This is a genomic window from Streptomyces sp. NPDC090499 (genome assembly GCF_044769305.1).
Lineage (GTDB): Bacteria > Actinomycetota > Actinomycetes > Streptomycetales > Streptomycetaceae > Streptomyces.
Genome location: NZ_JBIVXP010000002.1, coordinates 251,838 through 275,864 on the forward strand (window position 1 = coordinate 251,838; position 24,027 = coordinate 275,864).

Here is a 24,027-nt window from a genome sequence, read left to right on the forward strand (position 1 = left end):
TTCCTGTTCCTCCTATTCCTCCAGGAGTCCCGCGTCGTACGCGAGCAGGGCGATCTGGACGCGGTTGTTGAGGCCGAGTTTGGCCAGGATGCGGGAGACGTGGGTCTTGACGGTGGCGACGCTCATGAAGAGGCCGGTGGCGATCTCGGCGTTGGCGAGGCCCCGGCCGACCGCGACGGCGACCTCGCGCTCGCGGTCGTTGAGGGCGGCGAGCCGGTCACGCGCGCGTGCCTGCCGGGTGTCGGCGCGGGTGCCGGCCGCGTGGGCCATCAGCTGCCGGGTGACGGCGGGCGACAGCACGGGTTCGCCGGCCGCGACCCGGCGCACCGCGGCGACGATCTCGGCGGGCGGGGTGTCCTTGAGGACGAACCCGGCGGCTCCCGCACGCAGGGCGTGCAACACCTGTTCGTCGGCGTGGAACGTGGTCAGGACGACGACCTGCGGGGGCTCGGCACGCGCGCGCAGCCGCTCGGTGGCGGTGAGTCCGTCCACCAACGGCATCCGGATGTCCATCAGGACGACGTCCGGGCGGGTGCGGTCCACGAGCGCCTCGACCTCGTCGCCGTCGGCGCCCTCCCCGACGATCTCGATGTCCCCGGCCCCGCCCATCATGAGGGCGAGCCCCGCCCGCACCAGCGGATCGTCGTCGACGAGCAGCAGTCTGATCGCGGTCATGGCTCCTACGTAATCACGCGGGTACGGCATCGCGTGGCCGGTCATCCGGTCGTCACACGGCCGGGGAGGCGGCGGCCCAGGGCAGCCAGGCCCGCACCTCGAAGCCGCCGTCGCCGACGGGCCGGTGCTCCAGCCGTCCCCCGGCCAGCGTGGCGCGTTCGGCCAGGCCGATCAGCCCCTGGCCGGAGCCGGGGACGGGCGGGGCCTCGGTCGCGGGGGCGGGGTTGTGCACGGTGATGTCCAGGCCGTCGCCCGGGGCGCCGGTGACGCGGACGGTGACCTCGGCGCCGGGGGCGTGCTTGCGGGCGTTGGTGAGGCCCTCCTGGGCGATCCGGTAGGCGGTGCGGCCGACGGAGGCGGGGACGGCGGCCGGGTCGCCGACGTGGTTGTCCAGCACCACCTTCATGCCGGCTCCCCGTGACTCGGCGACCAGCGACTCCAGCGCGGCCAGGGTCGGCTGCGGCCGGCCGCCCGCCTCGTCGCCGTCGGCGGCGCGCAGCACGCCGATGATCTCCCGCAGGTCCTGGAGGGCCTCGTGGGCGCTCTCCCGGATGACCCCGGCCGCGCGGGTGATCTCCTCCCGGGGCGCGTCGGGCCGGAACTCCAGCGCTCCGGCGTGCACGCTGAGCAGGGTCAGCCGGTGGGCGAGGACGTCGTGCATCTCGCGGGCGATGGCCTCCCGGGCCAGTCGCTGGGCCCGCTCGGCGCGCAGCCCGGCCTCGGTCTCGGCGCGCCGGGCCCGGTCGCGGAGGCTGACCATCAGCTGCCGCTTGGAGCGCACGAACATGCCGAGGCTGACCACGAGGAGGGTGAACAGCACGACGAGGATGACGACGGCCAGGTAGGGCAGGTCGGGGTCGGGGCGCAGCCAGTAGAAGAGCGGGACCAGCGCGAGGTTGACGGCGGTGATCCAGGCGACGTGCCGGAACGGGCGGTGCACGGCGAGCGTGAACAGCGCGACCATGGAGGCGCCGCCCGCGGTGTCGGAGGCGAAGCTGACCGGGATCATGGCGAGGGCCAGGCCCGTCGGCCAGCGGCGGCGCAGCCAGACCGCGGCGCAGGCCAGACCGCCGATCAGCTGGTCGGCGACGGCGAGGCCGTGCGGGACGTTCGGGTCCTGGCGCATGGTGTTGGCGGCGGCCGCGCCGAGCACGACGGCCAGCAGGAAGCAGCTGAAGTCGACGAGCCAGTCACGCGCGGTGCGCCGGGGCCGGCGGCCGGCCGGACCGGCGTCGGGGTCGAGTTCATGGATCACGGCGGAGGGGAACAGCCACCGCCGCCCCTCGAACGTCCGTATAGAGATGTCACCGCTCACGGTCGACAAATCTACGCAGGACCGGCCCGTGACACCTACTCGTGCACGGGATCGTCGACCAAAGTTGGGTCCGTGTGGACTTTCGGTGCGCCACGCGCGCGTGCGGAGGGCCTTCCGGCGGGCGCGGCTCGCCCCACGGCCGATGGTGCGGGGGGAGGCCGCGGGGCGAGGGTCGTGCCGTGAAACGGTTGTTGGAACTGCTCGGATTCCTCGCGCTGGCACAGGGTGTGGTGGGGCTGCTGCACGAGTTCACCGACTGGCGGGTGGGGCTCCTGCAGCGGCTCGGCTTCCTCGACGCCTACGGCGTCTACGCGAGCGTCGCGCTGATCGTGCTGGCGTGCGCGCTGTTCGCCGCCGCGGGGAGCCGGAGGTCCGGTGGCGGGTGAGCCGCGGCAAGATATATGCAGATGCCTATAGTGAGCGGAAATAAAATACCCGCGCATGCAATTATGACTCCTGTGTCACGCGGGAGGACCGCCTCCGACGGTCCGCCCGCACGGCATCCACCGATGGACCTCCCAAGGAGTCGCGTGTTGAACCCGCTCTTCACCCCCTTCGACCTCAAGTCGCTGACGATCCCCAACCGGATCTGGATGGCGGCGATGTGCCAGTACAGCGCGGAGCCGGACGGCACGGCGGCCGGCGTCCCCACGGACTGGCACTTCACCCACCTGGCCGCGCGCGCCGCGGGCGGCACCGGCCTGATCATCACCGAGGCCGCGGCCGTCAGCCCCGAGGGCCGGATCTCCCCCTACGACCTCGGCATCTGGAACGACGAGCAGGTCGCCGCCTTCCGGCGCATCACGGCCTTCCTCACGTCGCAGGGCACGGTCCCCGGGATCCAGCTGGCACACGCGGGGCGCAAGGCGTCGACCGAGCGCACCTGGGTCGACCGCGGGCGCCCGATCGCCCCGGACGAGCCGCACGGCTGGACGCCGGTGGGCCCCAGCCCGGTGCCCTTCGACGAGACGTCCACGGTGCCCGAGGAACTGACCACGGACGGCATCCGCGAGATCGTCCGGCAGTTCGCCGACGCCGCCGTACGCGCTCGTGCGGCCGGTTTCCAGGTCGCCGAGATCCACGGTGCCCACGGCTACCTGATCCACCAGTTCCTCTCCCCGCAGAGCAACCGTCGCAGCGACGAGTACGGCGGTTCCTTCGAGGGCCGGATCCGCTTCGCCCTGGAGGTCGTCGACGCCGTGCGCGCCGTGTGGCCCGCGGAGCTGCCGGTGTTCTTCCGCATCTCCGCGACCGACTGGCTGTCGGAGAACCTCGAGGACGGCCGGACGGGCTGGACCGCCGACGACACCGTCCGCTTCGCCGGGGAACTGCGGGCGCACGGCGTCGACCTGATGGACATCTCCACCGGCGGCATCGTCCCCGACGCGAAGATCACGAGCGGTCCGGGTTACCAGGTCCCCTTCGCCGACCGCGTCCGCAACGAGACCGGCATGCCCGTCGCCGCCGTGGGCATGATCACCGAGCCCGCGCAGGCCGACAAGGTCGTCGCCTCCGGCAGCGCCGACGCGGTCTTGCTGGGCCGGGAACTCCTGCGCAACCCGTACTGGGCCCGGCACGCCGCGGACCGGCTCGGCGGCAGCGTCGACACGCCCGTCCAGTACCACCGGGCCTGACACCGGCCCACCGGCGCGGCCGCGGCGACGGCGCCGAAGGCGTCACCGTTCGCCCGCCCCGCGCTCCGGCCGGACACTTGGAAGCGAGCGCACCGCTCACACTTTCGCCGTTCCCCGTCGCGGACCGCATCCCAGCCGCCCGGCCCCGGGACCTCTCCGGGGCCGTGACGCCCCGCCCGCGGAACGCGGCCGACACTCCGGAAGCGATGCGATCGACATGATTGTCGCGATCACCTGTGCCGTGCTCGCCGCCGCCAGCAACGCGTGGGGCACGGTCCTGCAGCGGCGTGCCGCCACGGCCACGCCCGAATCACGCTCCCCCCTCGCCCTCGTCGGGAGCCTGCTGCGCAATCCCGTCTGGCTCGGCGGGATCCTCGGCGTGATCGGCTCGGCCCTGTTCCAGGCACTCGCGCTCAACTTCGGGACCCTGGCCGCCGTCCAGCCGGTCTTCATCCTCGAACTGCCGCTCGCGCTCGTCTTCGGCAGTCTCGTGTTCCGGGTCCAGGTCTCCCGGAAGGCGTGGTGGTGCGTCGCCGCCATCTTCGCGGGGCTGGCGATCAGCCTCTTCTCGGCCGCCCCCTCCGGCGGACGCGCCCAGGTCCCCGGCGTGTGGTGGATACCCGCGATCGCCGCCACGGGCGCGGTCGGGGCCGCGCTCGTCCTCGTCGGCCTGCGGCGCCCGCACGGCCTGGCGCGCGCGGCCTGCCTGGCCGCGGCAGCCGCCGTCGGCAACGCGCTCACGGCAGCCCTGGTGAAGTCCGCGATGCACATCCTGTCCCGGCACGGAGCCACCGCGTTCTTCCTCGCCTGGCAGACCTACGGCTTCGCACTGGTCGGCTCGTTCTCCATCATCCTGCTGGGTTACGCCATGCAGGGCGGCCCCCTCATCGCCTCCCAGCCGGCGCTCACCCTCGGCGACGCCGTGGTCAGCTTCTGCCTCGGAGTCACCCTCTACGCAGAGTCGCCCCGCCACGGCATGTGGATCGCACCGGCCCTCTTCGGCGTCGCCCTCCTCTCGTACGGCGTCGTCACCCTCTCCCGCACCCGCTGCCTGGCGAAGTGCGTCGACCGGGACGCGGAGGAGGACAACCGCAGTGCGGAACGTCGAGCGGCAACGGCGATGTAGCCGGGACGGCATGAACCGGCGTCTGCCGACTCCCGGGCCGGAGATGCGGCATGATGTGCGCATGTCCACGTACCGAAAGGCCGGTGCCGCGTAGGCGGCCCGGCGCGCTGCGCGCCGAACGGTTGTTCCGTGCCGGGTGGGCCTTGCCCCCGGAGCGGATCCACGGGCTCTCCGCCCGCACCAGCACCGCCGTGGACCGAGTGGAGAGGCTCTCGGGCGACTACTACGTCCACCCCGGCGCCACCGACCGTGCGCTGCGCCGGTACCGGGCGTTTCTGCAGCCCCCCGGACGACGGCCCCGGTATCCGCAGGATGCGGAGTGCTCGTGCCGCGGCTGCTCCTTCGACGACGTGCGGCACGCCCGCGACGTGCTTGCCCAGGTTCTGCGGCAGTTGCCTCCCCGGCCCCGCGCCCAGCTGGAACGCCAGGTGCGCACCCTGGACGCCAGGTACCTCGCGCGCACGCTGCCCGATCCGTTCGCCGCTGACCGGCAGTGGCGTTCCGACCTGTGGTGGCGGCGCCGCCTGACCGGCTGAGGGGTTATTGAAGGCGCCCGAGCCCAGGTTAACTTCGCGAAAACGAACGGGACTTGACGGGAAATTCTTCCAGCTTGTCATTGACATGCCACACTCTACGCGCGTCATCATGGGGTCATGAGATTCCCCCCACGAATCACCCGCATCGGCGCCGCAGGCGCCCTGCTGTCCGCCCTCCTCGTGGGCGGCACCGTCTCCGCCGCAACGGCGGACGCCGCTGTCAGTTCGGTCGGCAGTATCTGCTACAGCGACCTGCCGTCGCAGGCGTACACCACGCTCGACCTGATCGCGTCGGGCGGTCCGTTCCCGTACTCGCAGGACGGGACCGTCTTCCGTAACCAGGAGGGCGTGCTGCCGAGCGAGCCCACCGGCTACTACCACGAGTACACCGTGAAGACCCCGGGCTCCTCCACCCGCGGCGCGCGCCGCATCATCACGGGCGAGGAGTACGAGGAGGACTACTACACCTCCGACCACTACGTGACGTTCAGCCTCATCGACTTCGACTGCTGATCCACCCGTCGGTCGATTCCAGGAACGGTGCGCCCCGCAGGGATTCCGGCCCCTGTCCGGCCGGAGCTGTGCCCCTCACCCCCCACGGTGAGGGGCACAGCTCCGGGGCATGCCGGCCCCGTCACCGACCCGTCGGGGGGGAGTTCGAGGTGCAGCCGGCGCCGCCGCCCTGTGACCCCTCGGGTCTCAGCCGTACTGTCGCCGGTGTCGTCCACCGGAACGAGCTGTGATCGTCTCTCGCGATGACGACGTCGGTGTTGGCAGCGTGTCCGGTTCGGGCCTCCTCGCCGGGCCGGGCGCACTATCATCGCGCGTATGAGGGTCCGTCACAATGTTCGCGCGGTCCTGCTGGAAGGCGATCGACTGGTGTTCCTGCGCCGGAGATGGCCGGGGTGCTCGCCCTATTGCACGACGGTCGGTGGCGGCGTCGAACCCTACGACGCCGGCCTTGAAGCGGCCCTTCGCCGCGAAGTCATGGAAGAACTCGGCGCCACGATCGGCCCTGCCACCGAGTTCCTGACCTTGACCGAGCCGGATGACAAGGTCACCGTCGTGCGGCACTACTTCCGCGCCGAGGTGCTGGACATGGATCCGGCCCGTCGGGGTGGTCCCGAGCTGGACGATGCCGATACCGGAGACTTCTCGCCGGTCCGGGTCGCGCCGGACGCGTCCGCCGTGGCGGCGCTCGAACTCCAGCCACCCGAACTCGTCCGCTACCTGTGCGAACATGCAAGGACGTGGATCGCCTGAGGGACAGTGCTGCCCGGCTGCGCCCGCGAAGGGATACCCACTCCGTCCGTGGCGGCTGCCACACGGTGGTCACCGGGACGGTGCTGCCCGTCCCGGTCGATCTGGTCCTGTGCGGATCGATGCTCGGCTCTTCCCGTTGGCTTCGAGCCGGAAGTGCCGGGTGACCGCGATCGGGGAATCGTCCGGAGCCGCGGCCGACGCCTCCTGACCCGTGGGTCTCTGTTGACGCCTTCGACGGCCGGCCAGGGGCACGCTGCTGGAGGTTCACGCTCCGGGTGCCGATCTCGGAAGCGGTCGGCTCGGGCTTGCTCCCCTCCTCGACCCGGACCAGGCCTGCACAACGCCCTCTTGGTTCTCGGTGGTCAGAACCTCCACCAGGGCTTCGACAGCGGCCACGGCATCCGGCGTGGCCAGCACGAGGACCGGATCAGGGGTCTGCAACAGGAATCCGCTCCAGACCCGGAAAACAGCGCTGCCGTCCGCCCCCTCCTTTGCGAAGGAGATACAGCCCGGCAGATATCTCGCGTCGTTGCGCCCTCCCGGCACCCAGGGCGGCGGACCGTCCGCGAACCGGAGGTAGTTGTGACTGGTGGACGGATACCACTGGCTCAACGCGCTTGCCCGTGCGGCCAGCACCAGTTCCTCCGCCACCGGCGGCACCCACGAGTCCGTGCCCCGCAGCGACTCATCGTGAGCTTGCGCGCAGAGCAGCCGCCAATCCCAGTCGTCGTCCAGCGACCATTCGGCGTCCTCTCCCATGTGCTGAGTCTCACCGAACTCCTGAGCGCGGGAAACCCCCAACGGGAAGCCGGGCGGGCGCGGTTGGCGTTCCGGCGGCTACGGGTGCCCGCAGCCGCCGCACCGGGGGTGATCCCGTTCGCCCGTACCGGAGGAGGATTCAGTGCGGGAGCGCCCGCGGCGGACGCTGGTTCTGCTCGGCGATGTACGAGCCGTATTCGGGGCGGCCCGCGACGTCGTACGACTGGACGGAGACGCCCGCCCTGGTGATCAGCCCGCCGGTGTGCCGGAACTTCGTCGGCAGGGCGCCCTCCTGGAAGAACCGGCGGCCGGAGCCGAGCACGACCGGGAAGGTCACGAGGTGGAGGGTGTCGACGAGGCCGAGGTCCAGCAGGGAGCGGACCAGGGCGCCGCTGCCGTGCGCCTGCAGCTCGCCGTCGGTGCGCTCCTTGAGGGCGGTGACCTCCTTGGCGAGGTCGCCGGTGAGGACCGTGGTGCCGGACCAGGCGGGGTCGGTCAGGGTCGCGGACGGCACGTACTTCGGGAGTGCGTTGAGCCGGGACGCGATCGGGTTGCCGGGGTCGGTGATCTTCGGCCAGTAGGACGCGAAGATGTCGTACGTACGGCGGCCGAGCAGGAAGGCGCCGGCCCGCTCGAAGACCTCGGCGACGAACCGGCCGAAGTCCTCGTCCCCGTACGTGAAGCTCCAGCCGCCGTGGGTGAAGCCCCCGCTGGGGTCCTCCTCGGGGCCGCCGGGCGCCTGGTGGACGCCGTCGAGGGTGACGAACATGGTGGAGACGAGCTTGCCCATCGCGGTGCCTGCTTCCTGGGGGTGCGGTGCGTTGTCATCAGCTCAGACCCCCGGGGCACCGGCAACTCATCGGCCGGCCGGTCTCCGGTGTGCCCTCATCCCGCGTGCGTGGAGAACATTCCGCCGGTCGGGCCCTGCTTGTCGCCGCCCTGGGCCTTCTTCAGGGCGTTGGCGAGGCTCTCGATCGTGAGGGACTGCAGGATCACCCGGCCGTTGCCCTCCAGGGTGGCCAGGGAGAGGCCCTCGCCGCCGAAGACCGCGTTCATGAGGCCCTGGCGGTTGAGGCCGCCGACGCGCTGGACGCCGTACTGGATGCCCTCCTCGAAGGCGACGACGCAGCCCGTGTCGACCTCGATACGGCCGCCGAAGTCGGCGGGGTTGAGGTCGATGAAGTTGCCCGCGCCGGCGATGATCACGGTGCCGTGGCCGGTGAACTTCTCCAGGATGAAGCCCTCGCCGCCGCTCATGCCGGTGCGCCCGCCCTGGAAGGCGATGCCGAACTCGACGGTGGACTCGGCCGCGACGAAGGCGTCCTTCTCGGCGAACCACGCACGCGTGCCGTTCAGCTCCAGCGCACGCATCTCGCCGGGGAGCACGCCGGCGAAGCCGACGGTGCCCTCGCCGCCCTGTGCGCTGAAGTACTGGAACGCCAGCGACTCACCGGCGAGCATGCGCTGGCCGACCTGCATGGCGGTGCCCATGGCCTGGCGCAGCATGCCGCCCATCCCGCCACCGCCGCCGCCCTGCTGCTGACCGCCGCCGTTCGGGCCGCTCAGCCGGGTCTCCATGGTCACGTTCGTCGTCTTGAACAGGAACTTGCCGGCCTCGCAGTACACGGTCTGGCCGGGGTGCAGATTGACGACCGCCATCTGCATGGCGTTGCCGACGATCTCTTGCTGAAGGGTCACGAGAGAAGAACGTAGCCGACGCTCCGCCGGTTCCCTCCGCCCGCCCACCCGGGCGACGCGAGACTTCTCCCGCACCGCGGCGAACGCTCCGGTCCCCGCGCGACAAGTACGGGGTGGGGCCGCTGTTCATGCGGCGACGACGGGAGGTCCGGTGGAAACGGACGAGCATCTACTCACCCGCTCGATACGGGAGCCGGAGGCGTTCGAGCTGCTGGTGGTACGGCATGCGGGGGCGCTGCACGGTTACCTCGCGCGCCGGGCACCGCGAGCCGCGGACGATCTGCTGGCGGAGGTGTGGCTGCAGGCCTTCACCGGCCGCGGTACGTACGACGCGGCCCGCGGCACCTTGCGCACCTGGCTCTTCGGGGTGGCCAGGAACGTGCTGGCCGCGCACTGGCGCCGCGCCGAACTCGACGGACGGGCGCTTCCCCCGGACGAGGAGAGCAGCGACCCGTGGCGGGCGGTCGACCAGCGGCTGGATGCCGCGGCGGTCGCGCCGCTGATCCGCGACACCCTGGCCGGCCTGCCGCACGTGGAGCGCGAACTGCTGCTGCTCGTCGCCTGGGAGCAGCTCACGCCCTCGGAGGCCGCGGCCGTGGTCGGCATCCCCGCGGGCACGGCCCGCTCCCGGCTGCACCGTGCCCGTACCCGGCTGCGCACCGCGCTCGGCTCGGCCCCTTCGCTTCCCCTGACAGGAGATCTCGTATGACCGAGCACGAGCAGCACGGACCGGACGTCCTCGACTTCCCCGGCGCGGACCGGCTGCGGGCCGCGGGCGATGTCGCCCCGCCGGGCCCCGCGGTCGTCGGCGACGCACTCACCGCTGTGCGCGCGGCCGCGGCGGACCGCGCCACGGTGGTGCCCTTCGCGTCCCGGCCGCGCCACCGTGGGCGGCGGATGGTGGTCTCCGCCGCGGCGGTCGCGGCCGTCGCGGCGGGCGCCGCCGTCTACCCCACCGTCGGTTTCGGGGGCAACCCGCCGGCCGCCGCGGCCGACGCGGCAGACTTCCTGCACCGCATGGCGGACACCGCGGGCGCCGGGTCGCCCTCCGACGCCCCGTACTGGAAGGTCGAGACGCGTACGTCGGTGTCCTCCTCGGCTCCCGGTGGGGTGCCGTGGACCAGGACCAGGACCGAGACCGAGTGGCTCGGCCGGAACAGTTTCCTGCGCACCTCCTCCGGCGACGGCGGGGTCGTGGAGTTCACCGGTCTGGCGAACGGGTGGGCCCTGTCGCCCGACGGCGGTGCCCGGTCCACGACCGGCTACCGTGTCGCACAGCCGGGCCGGCACGAGCTGACGTCATGGAACGTCGGCGGCCTGCCCCCGGCCCGTCGCAAGGCCGTCACCTGGGACGACCTGAAGACCCTGCCGACCGAGCCGACGGCACTCAGGGCGAGGCTCCTCGACGGTTCCGGCGGCCCCGAGGCCGACCGGCGGCTCTTCAACGGCGTCGAGGCCCTGCTGGCCGACGCACCGGCCGGCCCCCGTCTGCGGGCCGCGCTCTTCGAGGTCCTCGCCGGCATCCCGCACGTGCGGCTGGCCGGGAGTGTCAAGGACAGCGCGGGACGCAGCGGCACCGCCGTCGAGCTGGGCACGGGGTCCGGGAGCAGCCGGATGATCATCGATCCCGGGACCTCCGAGCTCCTGGAGGCCAGGACGGTCGCGCGGTCCGCCGCCGGGAGCGACGCCGGAACCGTGCGCACCACGTACCTCTCCGCCGGGCCGTCCGCGGACGCTCCTCGTCCCCGCACGCGGTCCGGGACGTCCACGGCGGAGGCCGCACCCCGATCCGACGACTGATTCCGGATCAGGCGACCCGCACGAGGCGACCCGCGGGAGCCGAGGGCTCTCGTGGAGGCGGGTCGGGGCGGGGGCGGGCGGAGCGGGGTCAGGACAGTTCGCGGTGCCTCGTGGTCAGGGCCGCCGCTCCCGCTTCCGTCGGGGTGCCGAACAGCCGCAGGCGGGAGATCCCGCCGTCCGGGAAGATGTCCACGCGCGCGTGGGTGCCCACGGCCGGGGAGGCCAGGACGAAGCGGTGGTCGGTGTCCGGCTGGAGGCGGGTCCGCGGCAGGACCTCGCGCCACTCGCCGTCCGCGCCGTCCCGCACCGACACGGACGCCCAGCCCGCGCTGTTGCCCTTCAGGTACGCCGTGTCGATCTCGATCGCCCGGATCTGGGACTGGGTGACCAGGCGGTAGCGGATCCAGTCGTTGCCCTGGTCGCGGCGGCGGCGCGTCTCCCAGCCGTCGTCCATCTTGCGGGAGCGGCCGGGCCGGATGGTGTTGGTCGCGGGTGAGTAGAACAGGTTGGAGGCGTCCTCCACCCGGCCGCCGTGCTCCAGGGCGGCCACGTCGAAGGTGCCGAGCACGGCGAGCCACTCGGGGTCGGGCACGACCTCGCCGTACACGCGCACGCGCGCGATGCCGCCGTCGGGGTGCTGGTTGACGCGGAGGTGGGTGAAGCGCTGTTCGACGGAGACGGTGAAGCCGTTCGCCGCGTGGCCGCCGACGGGGGTGCGGGGGACGAGGGTCGTCCACTTCACGTCGTCGCCGAGCAGTTCCTCCGGGGACGGCGAGCCCGCGACCGACGTGCCCTCGACGGACACCGCCTGCGGGTAGTTGCCGCGGAAGTGGGCGGTGTCGACGACGATCCCGCGGACGACGCCGGCGGCGCCGAGCCGGACCAGGGCCCAGTCGTGGTCCTCGGCGGTGGGCCAGGGGTGGTCGGCCGAGACCCCGCGGCGGCGGCGCGTCTCCCAGCCGTCCATGATCTTGCCCTTGTGCCCGAAGTGCTCGGGGTCGAACTCGGCCCGCTCCGGCACCAGCAGGTTCTCCCGCTGGGCGAAGAACTCGTCGTTGGCGGCGACGACCCCGGCCCCGAGCTGCCGGTCGGCGAGGTCGGCGTACTGGGTGAAGGGGAAGTCGGCGGTGCGGTAGTCCGCGTACGGGTCGCCGCCGGAGTAGGGGTGCGCGTCGCCGGTGAAGCTCGGGATCGCCGTCAAAGGTGTTCCTTTCGGTGTCGGCCGCCGCGGGTGCGGGAGGAGGGGAAGCGGGTCAGGGGGTGCGGGTGAGGAGGTGGCCCTTCGGGGGCGTGAACTCGCCGTCCGCGACGATGCGTTCGCCGCGCAGCCAGGTGGACCTCACCACGCCGTACAGGGTCTTGCCCGCGTACGCGGTGACCCGGTTGCGGTGCTGCAGGCCCGCCGGGTCCACGGTGAAGGTCTCGTCGGGCGCGAGGACGGCGAAGTCGGCGTCACGGCCGGGCGCGATGGCGCCCTTGCGGTCGTCGAGGCCGGCGAGCGCGGCCGTGCGGGCCGACATCCAGCGGACCACGTCCTCGAGACCGTGGCCGTGCCTGCGGGCTTCCGTCCACACGGCGGCGAGGCTGAGCTGGAGGCCGGAGATGCCGCCCCAGGCGGTCGCGAAGTCGCTCGTCTTCAGGTCGGCCGTGGAGGGCGAGTGGTCGGTGACCACGCAGTCGACGGTGCCGTCGGCCAGCGCCTGCCAGAGCAGGTCCTGGTTGGCGGCCTCCCGGATGGGCGGGCAGCACTTGAACTCGCTGGCGCCGTCCGGGACCTCCTCGGCGGTGAGGGTGAGGTAGTGCGGGCAGGTCTCGACGGTGAGGCGGACGCCGTCCGCCTTGGCCGCCGCGATCAGCGGCAGCGCGTCGGAGGAGGACAGGTGCAGGACGTGCACGCGCGCGTGCAGACGTTTCGCCTGGGCGATCAGCTGGGCGATCGCCGTGTCCTCGGCGTCGCGCGGACGGGAGGCGAGGAAGTCGGCGTACTTCGGGCCGCCGTGCTGCGGGGCGGCCGCCAGGTGGTGCGGGTCCTCGGCGTGCACGATCAGCAGGCCGTCGAAGGAGGCGATCTCCGCCAGGGACCGGGCCAGCTGCTCCTGGTCGAGGTGCGGGAACTCGTCCACGCCGGACGGCGAGAGGAACGCCTTGAAGCCGAAGACGCCTGCCTCGTGCAGCGGGCGGAGGTCCTTGACGTTGTCGGGCAGCGCGCCGCCCCAGAAGCCGACGTCGATGTGCGCCTTGTCGGCGGCGACCTGCTGCTTGACGCGGAGGTTCTCGACGGTCGTGGTCGGCGGGAGGGAGTTGAGCGGCATGTCGACCAGGGTGGTGATGCCGCCGGCCGCCGCCGCGCGGGTGGCCGTCCAGAAGCCCTCCCACTCGGTGCGGCCGGGGTCGTTCACGTGCACATGGGTGTCGACCAGGCCGGGCAGCAGGACGTCGTCGCCGAAGTCCTCCAGGCGGGCGCCCTGCGGGACGGGGGCGTCGTAGGGCAGTACGGCCGTGATCGTCCCGGCGGAGACGGCGACCGAGGCGGCCCGTGTCCCCTCCGGGGTGATGACGCGCGTCGAGCGCAGCACCAGTTCAGCGTCGGACACCCGGACCCCTCTCTCTGCCGCCGTTTTACTTCCGCGAAACGGGATTTACACCCACGCAACGGAATTCAACGTTCTGTTGAAGGAGTCTTCACTCCCACTCCCGCGCCGTCAAGGGCACACTGCATCCCGGGGCCCCGACAGGCGTCCACTCTGGACGTTTCCACGAAGCGGAATTACACTTCCGGCAAGCAGAACGTAGCTACGTACGACCAGGGAGTCAACCGGCTGCCGGGTAGGCTTCTGCCCTTCCCGCCAGCCCCGAAAGGAACGCGCCGTGCCGACGTCCAGCGCCAGCACCACCGACTCCGCCAAGTCCGGCGGCGGCGTCCAGTCCCTAGAGCGCGCCTTCGATCTGCTGGAGCGGATGGCGGACGCGGGCGGCGAGGTGGGCCTCAGCGAGCTGTCCGCGAGCAGCGGGCTGCCGCTGCCGACGATCCACCGGCTGATGCGGACCCTGGTCGCCTGCGGCTATGTACGGCAGCAGCCGAACCGGCGGTACGCGCTCGGCCCGCGGCTGATCCGGCTCGGCGAGTCGGCGTCCCGGCTGCTCGGCACCTGGGCACGGCCCTACCTCGCGCGGCTGGTCGAGGAGACCGGGGAGACGGCGAACATGGCGCTGCTCGACGGGGACGAGATCGTCTACGTGGCGCAGGTGCCGTCGAAGCACTCGATGCGGATGTTCACCGAGGTGGGGCGGCGGGTGCTGCCGCACTCCACGGGCGTGGGGAAGGCGTTGCTGGCGAACGTGCCGGACGCCGAGGTGCGGGCACTGCTCGGGCGGACCGGGATGCCGGCCGCGACCGAGAAGACGATCACCACTCCGGAGGGTTTCCTGGCCGCCCTGGCGGAGGTGCGGCAGCTCGGGTACGCCGTGGACGACAACGAGCAGGAGGTGGGGGTGCGGTGCCTGGCGGTGTCCGTGCCGGACTCGCCGACGGCGGCGGCCATTTCGATCTCCGGGCCCGCGGGACGGGTGACGGAGGCGGCGGTCGAGACGATCGTGCCGGTGCTGCAGCAGGTGGCTGTGGAGTTGTCCCGGGCGTTGGTGAGCTCAGGAGCCTGAGGGGTAGGGCCCGCCTCGCCGTGGGCGGGCGCGGGTCGCACTGTGGCCGGTCGCGCAGTTCCCCGCGCCCCTGGGCAAGTGACCTTGGCGGCGTTTCAACGTCTCGTCTCTCCGAACAGGTCCACCGCCTGCCGCACCTCCGACAGGCCCCGCGACAGTGCGCTCATCGAACCGATCGCGCCCGCGATCAGTAACAGGGAGCGGCGCAGGCGCGGGATCTCCGGCATGCCGCCCGTCGCCATCGCGGCCAGGGCCGCCAGTTCGTCCTCGGCTATCGCGCGGTCCGGGAACTCGGCCGGATGCGCGGCCAGTTCGCGGCGCAGCCGGGAGACCGCCGTGCGCAGTTCCGTCACTCTCGGATCCTCGTCACTGCCGGTCACTGGCCTCTGTCCCAAGCTCCGCAACACAGCTCTCCCCCCCTCGCCAGGTGCCCCTGAACGATGGTCGGGCGCCCGGGGACGCGGGTCAGTAAACGCCCTCCCGCGCGGAAAGCGCTACAGCGCGGACCGAATTTCAGCCCTTCGGAACCGGCCGCCCGCTCCGGCGTCGGGTATGCAGGACGCATGACGGACACGCATGACCAGATCGCCGGGCTGCTGCTCGCCGCCGGCGGTGGCAGACGGCTCGGCGGGCGGCCCAAGGCGCTCCTGACGCACCGGGGGCGGCCGCTGGTGGAGCACGCGGCCGGGGTACTGCGGGCGGGCGGCTGCGGGCCGGTGCACGTGGTCCTGGGGGCCCGCGCGGACGAGGTGCGGGAACGGGCCGAACTCGGGGCCTGCGTGGTCGTGGAGAACCCGGACTGGGCCGAGGGCATGGGGTCCTCGCTGCGGGTGGGGCTGGAGTCGCTCGCCGGGGCGGGGGTGCGGGCCGCCCTGGTGTCACTCGTGGACCAGCCCGGGATCGGGGACGCGGCGGTGGCGCGGGTGCTCGGCGGGTACCGGGACGAGGAGTCACTGGTGTCGGCGGCGTACGACGGGGTGCGCGGCCATCCCGTCCTGTTCGGCTCGGCCCACTGGGCGGGGATCGCCGCGACCGCGACCGGGGACCGGGGCGCCCGCGCCTACCTCAGGGCCCACGAGGAGGCGATCACGCTCGTCGAGTGCGGGGACGTGGCCGAGCCGTACGACATCGACACGGAAGCGGACCTGGGCCACCTTGAGTGAACGGGGTGGCACTGAGCGCCACCTTCGCTCGACCCGGAGAATCTCGACATCAACAAACCATTGAACTTCCACGATGAGGAAACTAGTATCCACTGTTCAGAAGCACCGGTCCCCCGGATCGGATGCGCTTCGCTCTACCCGGAACGACTGGCACCCGGTGCCACCGCTGAAGGAAGTGACAGCTCATGTCCGCACCAGCGCCGTCTCCGCCGGCCATTGTCGACGCCGCACCCCTGCCCCGGCAGGAGGAGGTCCTCACCGACGCGGCGCTCGCCTTCGTGGCCGAGCTGCACCGGCGGTTCTCGCCGCGCCGTGCCGAACTCCTCGCCCGCCGCGCCGAGCGCCGCGCCGAGATCGCCCGCACCTCGACCCTGGACTTCCTGCCGGAGACCGCCGCCGTCCGCGCGGACGACTCCTGGAAGGTGGCCCCCTCCCCCGCGGCGCTGAACGACCGCCGGGTCGAGATCACCGGTCCCACCGACCGCAAGATGACCATCAACGCCCTCAACTCGGGCGCCCGGATCTGGCTCGCCGACTTCGAGGACGCCTCCGCCCCGACCTGGGAGAACGTCGTCCTGGGCCAGCTGAACCTCATGGACGCCTACACCCGGACCATCGACTTCACGGACCCGGCGAGCGGCAAGTCGTACGCCCTGCGCCCCGACGAGGAACTGGCGACGGTCGTCATGCGGCCGCGCGGCTGGCACCTGAACGAGCGGCACGTCGAGGTCGACGGCGAGCAGGTGCCCGGCGCCTTCGTCGACTTCGGGCTCTACTTCTTCCACAACGCGCAGCGGCTGCTCGATCTCGGCAAGGGACCGTACTTCTACCTCCCGAAGACCGAGTCGTACCTCGAAGCCCGGCTCTGGAACGACGTGTTCGTCTTCGCGCAGGAATACGTCGGCATCCCGCAGGGCACCGTCCGCGCCACCGTGCTGATCGAGACGATCACGGCCGCGTACGAGATGGAGGAGATCCTCTACGAACTCCGCGACCACGCCTCGGGGTTGAACGCCGGGCGCTGGGACTACCTCTTCTCCATCGTCAAGAACTTCCGTGACGGCGGGCCCCGGTTCGTCCTCCCGGACCGCAACGCGGTCACCATGACGGCCCCGTTCATGCGGGCGTACACCGAACTCCTCGTCCGCACCTGCCACAAGCGCGGCGCGCACGCGATCGGCGGCATGGCGGCCTTCATCCCGTCCCGCCGGGACGCCGAGGTCAACAAGGTCGCCTTCGAGAAGGTTCGCGCCGACAAGGACCGCGAGGCGAACGACGGTTTCGACGGCTCCTGGGTCGCGCACCCCGACCTGGTCCCGATCGCCATGGAGTCCTTCGACCGGGTCCTCGGCGACCGGCCGAACCAGAAGGACCGGCTGCGCGAGGACGTCCACGTCGAGGCCGCCGACCTGATCGCGGTCGACTCGCTGGAGGCGAAGCCGACCTACGCCGGTCTGGTCAACGCCGTGCAGGTGGGCATCCGTTACATCGAGGCGTGGCTGCGCGGGCTCGGCGCGGTGGCCATCTTCAACCTCATGGAGGACGCGGCCACCGCGGAGATCTCGCGCTCGCAGATCTGGCAGTGGATCAACGCCGGTGTCGAGTTCGAGAACGGCGAGAAGGCCACGCCGGAGCTGGCCCGCAGGATCGCCGCCGAGGAACTCGACGCCGTCCGCGCGGAGATCGGCGCCGAGGCGTTCGCGGCCGGCCACTGGCAGCAGGCCCACGACCTGCTGCTCACCGTCGCCCTCGACGAGAACTACGCGGACTTCCTGACCCTGCCCGCGTACCAGCAGCTGCGCGGCTGACCTGGCCTAGTCCTGCGCAGCCTTGTCCGAGTGGCCCAGGGACCTCCCCGGGGCCACTCGGTCGCGTACGGCCTGCTTCACGGCCGTCGGCTCCGGGAAGCCCTGTTCACGCCGGTCCCACACCACCTCGTCACCGACCCGCACGACGAAGACGCCGCCCCTGCCCGGCTTCAGCGCCAGCTCCGTCAGCTCGGTCTCGAAGGTGGTCAGCAGCTCCTGCGCCAGCCAGGCCGCCCGCGGCAGCCAGCGGCACTGGGTGCAGTACTCGATCTCGACGCGCCGGCCGTCAGTCATCCGAGGTGCACCGACCAGTCCTGTTGGGCCGCGGGCTTGCCGTGCAGGTCGGGAACCCGCTGCAGCCAGGCCGGGCGTCCCTGCCGGGTCCTGGCCGTGCGGGCGGCCTCCTCGGCCGCGAGCTGGTCGCGGCCCGGGAAGTCGGTGGGGAGCCACTCGGCGGAGGCCCGCGCCCGGGCCAGCAGGTAGCCGACATAGGCCTCGCGCATCTCGTCGGGCGTGCCGAAGTCGGTGAGCCAGGCGTCCGGGACCTCGGCGAGGACGTCCCGGAGCAGCTGCTCGGTCACCCTGGGCGCGAGTTCGGCGTCGGCGGCCCGGGTGTCGGGGCCGTACCGGCCGAGGGCGTGATGACGGAAGTCGTACGCCTTCTCCGGTGCCGAGGTGTCCCAGCGATGGTGGAAGACGAGCGCGGCACCGTGGTCGATGAGCCACAGGCGCGGGGGTGCGATGCCGAAGGTCGGCCAGACCATGAGGTTGGAGCTGTGCACCGTACGGTCGACATTGACGGTGAGCGCGTCCAGCCAGATGATCCGGCCGGCCTCCAGCGGGTCCACCGGGAAGACCTCGGCGATCTCCGGAGTGAAGTCCTTGGCGCCGGGCAGGAAGTCCATCCCGAGGTTCACCCCGGCGCTGGCCGCGTGCAGCTCGCGTACCTCCTGGTGCGGCTCGTGCCCCGCGACCGCCGGGTCGAAGTGCACCAGGACCAGCTCGGGAAACCGCAGTCCCAGGGCCCGCGCCAGCTCCCCCACGATCACCTCGGCGACCAGTGCCTGCCGGCCCTGCGCGGAGCCGGTGAACTTGACGACGTACGTCCCCAGGTCGTCGGCCTCGACGAGCCCTGGGAGCGAGCCGCCCTCACGCAGGGAGGTGAGGTAGCGGGTTGCGATGACTTCTCTCAGCATTTCCCCAGGCCATTCAGCGTTCCAGCCGTGCAGTCGACAGCGGAGGACGACGAGGGCAGGGCCCTGGTCCTCCCGTCTCCTCCAGGCAGCTCGTCGATGGCGGCGTGCCCGTTGCTTCCGGCCCCCGGCATGAAGTGAGCATAGTAACCGAGCGTGATGACCGGCGAAAAGAGCGCCCGCGCCGTTCCTCGTGACATCTCCCACCCCGTGCGGTCCTCACCCCGTTCGGTCGTGTTCGCGTCGCGCCGCGGTGTCACTGCCGTCCCACTGGTAACGGTCCGTGCCGGGCAGCCCCACGAATTGCAGCACCCGCTCGACGAACTCGTCCCGCAACTGGGCGAGTGTCTCGGGCACGTTGTAGTACGTGGGGATCATGGGGTACACGGTGGCTCCCGCCTCGGTGACGGCCACCATGTTGCGCAGGTGGATGAGGTTCAGCGGCGCTTCGCGCAGGCAGAGGACGAGCCGGCGCCGCTGCTTCAGCATCACGTCCGCAGCTCGCTCGACGAGGCTCTCCGCCTGCCCGTGAGCGATGCGCCCGAGGACACCGGCCGCACACGGCAGGATGATCATTGTGTCGCTCGGGTAGCTGCCGCTGGTCACCGGCCCGGACATGTCGGCCGGATCCAGGAAGCGAACCTTCGGCGACGTCGCCTCCAGTGCCTGGACCACCGCGTCCGGATCGTCTCCGGTCTTGAATTCGAAGGCCACGAGTTTGGCCCCGTTGGCCGACACCAGCAGGTCGACATGGCCGACCCGGTCGTCCCGCTGAAGTGCGCCGAGCAAAGTCCTGGCCACCCCGGTGCCACCCGCGCCCGTGACGGCGACCGTCACGTTCTGCTGGGTCACGATGATCCCCTTTCGTGGCTCGCCGGACGGGCGCTCGCCTGCGACTCACCGGGCCGGCTCACACGCTCATCGCTACCTCGCCCGGTGACCGCCAAATCCTGGTGGTCACTCGACCGGCGGCTTCACCTCGCTCTCCCGGGTCCCGCCTGTTCAGGGCTGCCGCAGCGGGGGGACGACGGGAAGCTCGACCGCGTTGCGGATGTCGTCGATGGTCATCTTGAAGCTGTCCGGGTAGGCGTCGCGCCGGGTGCGGCGGGCAGGCTCGGAGGTGCGCCAGGTGTACATGCACTGCCGGCAGCCGTAGATCTCCCAGACCCCGGCGACGGGGGAGGTGTGGATCCGGTCCAGCTTGTCGTGGCCGCAGCGCGGGCAGTCGGCGGGTGTGACGTTCTCCGTGGTCCTGGTGGCCATGGTGGCGGGACCTCCGTTCGGATTTCAGGGGGCCGGTGGTCACTGCTTGGCGAGCTGCTGCAGCTTGGTGAGCCACTCGCCCGTCTCGGGCAGGTCGTGTACCTGGTTGCCGTAGTTGCCGCGGTTGTCGGGCCTGGCCGGGGTGGTGGCGTCGATGATGAGCTTGGCGCCGGTGCCGGGGTTGTCCGACTAAGGAGGGGCTGGAGGGTGCGCAGGGCACCCTGATCCTCTTCCAGCTCGGCTTCCTCGACCCGGCCACCATCGCCGCGGCCGGCATCGACCCACCCTTTCCGTGGGGCACGCTGCTGCCCTCCCGGGGGGAGGCCGAGCCGGTCCAGCGGACGCTCCAGCTGCTCATGGAGGCGTACAAGGAGACCGGCACGCTGCGGCTGGACGCGCAGATCGAACTCGTCCGGCATCTGCTGGCGGCGCTGGTGCTGCGGCTCTCACACCTGTACGTCCGCGAGCGGGGTGCGTCCAGGACCGGCGAAGCGTTCCGCGCGTTCCACGCGGCGGTCGAGCGCGACCTCGCCGAGAGCCACACGGTCGCCGACTACGCCCGGGCGCTCGGGTACAGCCCGCGGACGCTCACCCGCGCCTGCATCGCGGCGACGGGACACAGCGCCAAGCGGTACCTGGACGACCGGATCGTCCTGGAAGCCAGGCGCCTCCTCGTCCACACCGAGCTGCCGACCTCGGCAGTCGCCGGACGACTCGGCTTCCCCTCCCCCACCACCTTCTCGAAGTTCTTCAAGCACCACACCGGCGAAACCCCCACCGCCTACCGGTCGCACGCCGCGGGGCAAAGTCGCGAAAGCACCGCCGTCCGCCCGGAGAGCGGGCCCGGCGGCTTGTGACGCGTGCGATCGCAAGGCGGAGGGGCGTCCTGCCTGATCTCGCCGGGCCCGAAGGCAGCCAGGGGGCGTGGCCGGTGAGACCGACGGCGAGGGCGTCTTTCACCGGCTGATTTCGTCGGTCGGCGCCCCTGCCGCTCCGCCGGTTTCAGGCCAGGGGGTTCGGCAACGGCAGATAGCGTGCGTCGGCCCCGTCCGCGCCGGTCCAGCGCAGCAGGAGGTTGGTCTTGCCGGGCAGGGTGGGGGAGGCCAGCAGCCCGGCCGCCTCCGGGAGCGGCTGCCGGGCCAGTTCCCGCCGGGCCGCGGGCCACGGGTCGAACCCGGGGTGCCGCTCGGCGAGCGCGGCGGCGACCTCGGTCAGGTGGTTGACGACGAGGCAGTACACCAGCCGCTCCCACCCGGCGGCCCGGTCCACGTCGGCCCGCAGCTTGACCCCTTCGGCGTCCCGGTACAGCGCCTGCACCGGCGTGCCGCCGGCGTCGACGGCGACCAGGGTGTTCTGCAGATGCGCTTCGAGGACGACGCCGTGCTCGGCGAAGGCGGTCAGGGCCGGGGGTACGACCGCCCGCAGATACGCCTCCCACCAGGCGCCGGGGTCCGCCGCCGCGGCCAGCGGATCGCCGTCGAAGCCCTCGACCAGCCCGGCGGCGAGCAGCGGGGTGGCCCCCGGCAGCAGCGGCCCGCGCAGCCCGTCCCGGACCAGTACGGCGAGTTCCTCGAAGGCGAAGCGGGCGGTGCGGTAGCCGCGGTCGCCGAGCCAGCCCGCGGGCCCGCCCATGGCCCGGAACGCGGCGCTGACGGCCGCGTTGGTACGGCCCAGTTTCCTCAGGTCGTGGGCCCAGAGGCGGCGGATGTCGTTGGTGATCCGGACGTCCAGGCTGAACTTCAGGAAGAGGTCCCGCTCCGGCTCGTACACGGTGCGGATCGCGGCCGTCGGCCAGGCCGTGAAGCCGGTCTCGCCGAGACGCAGCAGCCGGCCGTCGGCGAAAGCCGGGGCGAGGTCGCGGCCGACCAGGTCGAGCTGCCAGGGGTGGGCGGGCAGCAGCCGGTAGCCAGGCGGTACGGCGGCCAGGGCGTCCAGCGCGGCCGTGTCGCCCTCCTCCACCACCTCGTCCTCCCGGACCGCGAGCAGCAGCAGCGGGAACCGGGCGTGCGCCTCGGGCGCGTACGGCAGCCAGCCGGTGACCGGGCCGCCGCCGCGCGCCTTGGGTGCGGGGTGGTAGGGATGGCCGGTGATGAGGGACTGCTCCGAGCGCAGGTACGGGTCGTCGGGCGCCGTCGCCCGCGCGCGTGCCGTGAGCAGCGCGGCGACCGTGTCCCGGCTGTCGAGCATCTCGGCCGGCAGGTCGCCGTTGGACAGCCCGGTGTGGGTGCGCAGTTCCTCGGCGACGAGTTTCACGAGTTCGGCGTGGCCCAGCCGGTGCCAGGTGCCGTCCGCGTACACCTCGGGCGCGGTCGGCCGACGTTCGCCGCGCACCCGCAGCAGCCGTCCGCCGCCGGGCAGCCGGTGGACCCGCCACGGCCCTTCCCCGGCGTCCGGGAGCGGCCGGGCCACCTCCCGCAGCAGGCAGTTGAGCAGGGGCGCGGCAGCATACGCGTCGGCGCGTGCGCCGACCGCGTCGCTGAGGGTCATGAGATCCACGCGTTCCATTCGTTCGCTACGTCCACACAGTCCGTTCCTGATCAGTATGTCGCTCGTCACCGGCCATCATGACCGTCGTACCCGTCCCCGAGGAGCCCTCCCGTGCACCGTCCCTCCCCCATCGAGACCCGGCTGGCCGCGGAGCTGGCCGAGGTGCGGCCGGACCTCGTCGGCCGGTACACGGCCGAGTTGCCCGGTGCGCGGGCGGCGGTGCTGACCCGGCTGTGGCGGGCGCTGGCGCACGAGCCGCTGCCGTGGGTGGCCCACCGGGTGCGCGGCGCGCACAGCCTCGCCGTGCGGCTGGCCGACGGGCGGGCGCTGCACGGGCCGCGGGCGGATCCGTACGCCACGGACGCGTACGTGACCGCGGTACGTCTGGACGGGGTGGCGTACGACGATCCGGCGCGGCTGATGACGGATCTGGGGTGGCCGCACTCGGCCGGGCTCGCGGCCGAACTGGCGAACAGTGCCGCCTCGCTGGCGCTCTCCCGGGCCGATCGGGAGGTTTCGCCGAAGGAGTGGGCGGACCGCGACTGGGAGTGGGAGCAGCGGGTCGTCGACGGGCATCCCTTCCACCCCAACTGCCGCTCCCGGCCCGGCTTCTCGGCGGCGGAACAGCTCGCGTACGGGCCGGAGCACCGGCCGGTCGTACCGCTGGAGACGGTCCCGGTCGCGGCCGGGGACTGTCTGCTGACCGGTGACTGGCCGGACGAACTCCGGGACGGGGAACGTCTGTTGATTCCGGTGCACCCCTGGCAGCACGCCCACGTCCTCAAGGGCGGCTCGGCCGGGCCCTGGCAGGACGCGCACCCGCTGATGTCCCTGCGCACACTCGCCCTTGCCGACGAGACACACGTGAAGACCGCGCTCAGTGCCCGGCTGACCTCGTCCGTGCGGGACATATCGGCGTACTCGGTGGGCGCGGCGTCGACGTTGTCGGCGTTCGCCACCGGCCTGGCGGACCGCGCGGACGGGCTCCTGCACATCACCCGCACGCTGGGCGCGGTGACCGCCGGCTCCCCCGACCTGGCGGCGCTGCTGCGCGAGTCGCCGCAGGCGTACGCGGCACCGGGCGAGCGGGTCCTCCCGGTGGCCGCGCTGGCCACCACCGCGCTCGCCGCATCGCCGTCCTGGCTGGCCGAGTTCACCCGGCTCGCGCTGACGGTGGGGCTGCGGCTGCTGGACCTGGGCGTGGCCCTGGAGGCACACGGCCAGAACCTCCTGGTCGTGCTCTCCGGGACCGGCGCCCCGCTGCGCCTGGTCTACCGCGACCTGGCCGACATCCGGCTCAGTCCGGCCCGCCTCCGCCGCCACGGCATCACCCCGCCCGGTCTGACGGGCCGCCTGGTGACGGACGACGAGACGACCCTGCGCCGCAAGCTGTTCGGCTCCCTGGTCGCGGGCGCCCTCGCGGGCACCGCGGGTTCGGGACCGGCCCTGGCGGCGGCTCTGGAGGCGGCCGTTCGGCACCTGCCCGCCACTGCCGACCTGACGGCACTCCGCGAAGGACCGCTGCCCACCAAGGCGCTGACCCTGATGCGGCTCTCCCCTGAGGTGCCCGGGGACCAGTGGACGACCCTGCCGAACCCGCTCGCCGCCCTCCGTTGACCTGCCGGTCACTCTCTTTCAGCGGTCCGGACC

Annotated in this window: 26 protein-coding genes; 13 read left to right on the forward strand and 13 right to left on the reverse strand. The window is 72.3% G+C overall.

The genetic code is table 11. From position 1 onward, the window contains the following. Positions 1-12: 12 nt before the first annotated feature. Both ACIQVL_RS09525 and ACIQVL_RS09530 read right to left on the reverse strand, forming a co-directional pair. Entirely contained in the window at positions 13-675 is a 663-nt protein-coding gene (locus tag ACIQVL_RS09525; RefSeq protein WP_403429900.1) for a response regulator, read from the reverse strand. Between the two features lie 52 nt (positions 676-727). Beyond that, positions 728-1,999 carry a histidine kinase gene (locus tag ACIQVL_RS09530; RefSeq protein WP_403429902.1) on the reverse strand — a complete coding sequence of 424 codons (1,272 nt, stop codon included), beginning with the start codon at positions 1,997-1,999 and terminating at the stop codon, positions 728-730. A 170-nt stretch (positions 2,000-2,169) separates the two neighbouring features. Here ACIQVL_RS09530 and ACIQVL_RS09535 point away from each other — a divergent pair, with 170 nt between their 5' ends. The 6 genes from ACIQVL_RS09535 (at position 2,170) to ACIQVL_RS09560 (ending at position 6,549) form a co-directional block, all read left to right on the forward strand. Next, positions 2,170-2,376, forward strand: coding sequence for a hypothetical protein (locus ACIQVL_RS09535; protein ID WP_403474929.1), 207 nt, complete (start codon positions 2,170-2,172; stop codon positions 2,374-2,376). Positions 2,377-2,523: 147 nt separating this feature from the next. Further along, complete coding sequence (locus tag ACIQVL_RS09540; protein ID WP_403474930.1) at positions 2,524-3,624, forward strand: NADH:flavin oxidoreductase/NADH oxidase; 1,101 nt, start codon at positions 2,524-2,526, stop codon at positions 3,622-3,624. 217 nt (positions 3,625-3,841) lie between these two features. Beyond that, positions 3,842-4,750: a DMT family transporter gene (locus tag ACIQVL_RS09545; protein ID WP_403429906.1), complete on the forward strand. Its 909-nt coding sequence runs from the start codon at positions 3,842-3,844 to the stop codon at positions 4,748-4,750. Between the two features lie 83 nt (positions 4,751-4,833). Next, positions 4,834-5,286, forward strand: a complete 453-nt coding sequence (locus tag ACIQVL_RS09550; RefSeq protein WP_403474931.1) for a hypothetical protein — start codon at positions 4,834-4,836, stop codon at positions 5,284-5,286. 117 nt (positions 5,287-5,403) lie between these two features. Next, on the forward strand, positions 5,404-5,799 hold the full coding sequence (locus ACIQVL_RS09555; protein WP_403474932.1) for a ribonuclease domain-containing protein: 396 nt from the start codon (positions 5,404-5,406) through the stop codon (positions 5,797-5,799). 315 nt (positions 5,800-6,114) lie between these two features. Beyond that, the gene (locus tag ACIQVL_RS09560; protein WP_403474933.1) at positions 6,115-6,549 is read left to right on the forward strand and encodes an NUDIX domain-containing protein; all 435 of its coding nucleotides are present in this window, start codon (positions 6,115-6,117) and stop codon (positions 6,547-6,549) included. Positions 6,550-6,813: 264 nt separating this feature from the next. Here the strand turns inward: ACIQVL_RS09560 and ACIQVL_RS09565 are convergent, their stop codons facing one another. From ACIQVL_RS09565 to ACIQVL_RS09575, 3 genes are all read right to left on the reverse strand, one after another. Continuing rightward, positions 6,814-7,308 (reverse strand): hypothetical protein, encoded by a 495-nt coding sequence (locus tag ACIQVL_RS09565; protein ID WP_403474934.1) that lies wholly within the window; start codon positions 7,306-7,308, stop codon positions 6,814-6,816. Positions 7,309-7,447: 139 nt separating this feature from the next. Beyond that, positions 7,448-8,098, reverse strand: coding sequence for a dihydrofolate reductase family protein (locus tag ACIQVL_RS09570; RefSeq protein WP_403474935.1), 651 nt, complete (start codon positions 8,096-8,098; stop codon positions 7,448-7,450). A 95-nt stretch (positions 8,099-8,193) separates the two neighbouring features. Then, positions 8,194-9,006: an AIM24 family protein gene (locus ACIQVL_RS09575; RefSeq protein ID WP_403474936.1), complete on the reverse strand. Its 813-nt coding sequence runs from the start codon at positions 9,004-9,006 to the stop codon at positions 8,194-8,196. Positions 9,007-9,157: 151 nt separating this feature from the next. On the opposite strand from ACIQVL_RS09575, the gene ACIQVL_RS09580 reads away from it, so the two are divergent. Both ACIQVL_RS09580 and ACIQVL_RS09585 read left to right on the forward strand, forming a co-directional pair. Then, on the forward strand, positions 9,158-9,715 hold the full coding sequence (locus ACIQVL_RS09580) for an RNA polymerase sigma factor (protein WP_403474937.1): 558 nt from the start codon (positions 9,158-9,160) through the stop codon (positions 9,713-9,715). Beyond that, positions 9,712-10,806, forward strand: a complete 1,095-nt coding sequence (locus tag ACIQVL_RS09585) for a CU044_5270 family protein (protein WP_403474938.1) — start codon at positions 9,712-9,714, stop codon at positions 10,804-10,806. Before ACIQVL_RS09580 ends, ACIQVL_RS09585 begins: the two co-directional genes overlap by 4 nt. Positions 10,807-10,894: 88 nt before the next feature. Here the strand turns inward: ACIQVL_RS09585 and alc are convergent, their stop codons facing one another. Then, positions 10,895-12,007 (reverse strand): allantoicase, encoded by a 1,113-nt coding sequence (alc, locus tag ACIQVL_RS09590; RefSeq protein WP_403429919.1) that lies wholly within the window; start codon positions 12,005-12,007, stop codon positions 10,895-10,897. Between the two features lie 52 nt (positions 12,008-12,059). After that, positions 12,060-13,400, reverse strand: coding sequence for an allantoinase AllB (gene allB / locus ACIQVL_RS09595; protein WP_403474939.1), 1,341 nt, complete (start codon positions 13,398-13,400; stop codon positions 12,060-12,062). Positions 13,401-13,674: 274 nt separating this feature from the next. Between allB and ACIQVL_RS09600 the strand changes: the two genes are divergently transcribed. Further along, positions 13,675-14,463: an IclR family transcriptional regulator gene (locus ACIQVL_RS09600; RefSeq protein WP_403429922.1), complete on the forward strand. Its 789-nt coding sequence runs from the start codon at positions 13,675-13,677 to the stop codon at positions 14,461-14,463. Between the two features lie 95 nt (positions 14,464-14,558). Here the strand turns inward: ACIQVL_RS09600 and ACIQVL_RS09605 are convergent, their stop codons facing one another. Continuing rightward, positions 14,559-14,870 (reverse strand): DUF5955 family protein, encoded by a 312-nt coding sequence (locus ACIQVL_RS09605; RefSeq protein WP_403429924.1) that lies wholly within the window; start codon positions 14,868-14,870, stop codon positions 14,559-14,561. Between the two features lie 156 nt (positions 14,871-15,026). On the opposite strand from ACIQVL_RS09605, the gene ACIQVL_RS09610 reads away from it, so the two are divergent. Then, positions 15,027-15,626: an NTP transferase domain-containing protein gene (locus ACIQVL_RS09610; RefSeq protein WP_403429925.1), complete on the forward strand. Its 600-nt coding sequence runs from the start codon at positions 15,027-15,029 to the stop codon at positions 15,624-15,626. A gap of 185 nt (positions 15,627-15,811) precedes the next feature. Continuing rightward, positions 15,812-17,434: a malate synthase A gene (gene aceB, locus ACIQVL_RS09615; RefSeq protein WP_403474940.1), complete on the forward strand. Its 1,623-nt coding sequence runs from the start codon at positions 15,812-15,814 to the stop codon at positions 17,432-17,434. Between the two features lie 6 nt (positions 17,435-17,440). On the opposite strand, the gene ACIQVL_RS09620 is transcribed toward aceB, so the two are convergent. From ACIQVL_RS09620 to ACIQVL_RS09635, 4 genes are all read right to left on the reverse strand, one after another. Then, positions 17,441-17,728 (reverse strand): SelT/SelW/SelH family protein, encoded by a 288-nt coding sequence (locus ACIQVL_RS09620; protein WP_403429929.1) that lies wholly within the window; start codon positions 17,726-17,728, stop codon positions 17,441-17,443. After that, complete coding sequence (locus ACIQVL_RS09625) at positions 17,725-18,630, reverse strand: HipA family kinase (protein WP_403429931.1); 906 nt, start codon at positions 18,628-18,630, stop codon at positions 17,725-17,727. Before ACIQVL_RS09625 ends, ACIQVL_RS09620 begins: the two co-directional genes overlap by 4 nt. 216 nt (positions 18,631-18,846) lie before the next feature. After that, the gene (locus ACIQVL_RS09630; RefSeq protein WP_403429933.1) at positions 18,847-19,479 is read right to left on the reverse strand and encodes a UbiX family flavin prenyltransferase; all 633 of its coding nucleotides are present in this window, start codon (positions 19,477-19,479) and stop codon (positions 18,847-18,849) included. 150 nt (positions 19,480-19,629) lie between these two features. Further along, complete coding sequence (locus ACIQVL_RS09635; protein ID WP_403474941.1) at positions 19,630-19,890, reverse strand: non-oxidative hydroxyarylic acid decarboxylases subunit D; 261 nt, start codon at positions 19,888-19,890, stop codon at positions 19,630-19,632. A gap of 356 nt (positions 19,891-20,246) precedes the next feature. Between ACIQVL_RS09635 and ACIQVL_RS09640 the strand changes: the two genes are divergently transcribed. Beyond that, positions 20,247-20,747: a helix-turn-helix transcriptional regulator gene (locus ACIQVL_RS09640; protein WP_403429936.1), complete on the forward strand. Its 501-nt coding sequence runs from the start codon at positions 20,247-20,249 to the stop codon at positions 20,745-20,747. A 145-nt stretch (positions 20,748-20,892) separates the two neighbouring features. Here the strand turns inward: ACIQVL_RS09640 and ACIQVL_RS09645 are convergent, their stop codons facing one another. Further along, entirely contained in the window at positions 20,893-22,395 is a 1,503-nt protein-coding gene (locus ACIQVL_RS09645) for an IucA/IucC family protein (protein ID WP_403474942.1), read from the reverse strand. A gap of 93 nt (positions 22,396-22,488) precedes the next feature. Between ACIQVL_RS09645 and ACIQVL_RS09650 the strand changes: the two genes are divergently transcribed. Beyond that, on the forward strand, positions 22,489-23,994 hold the full coding sequence (locus ACIQVL_RS09650) for an IucA/IucC family protein (RefSeq protein ID WP_403429940.1): 1,506 nt from the start codon (positions 22,489-22,491) through the stop codon (positions 23,992-23,994). Positions 23,995-24,027: the final 33 nt, after the last annotated feature.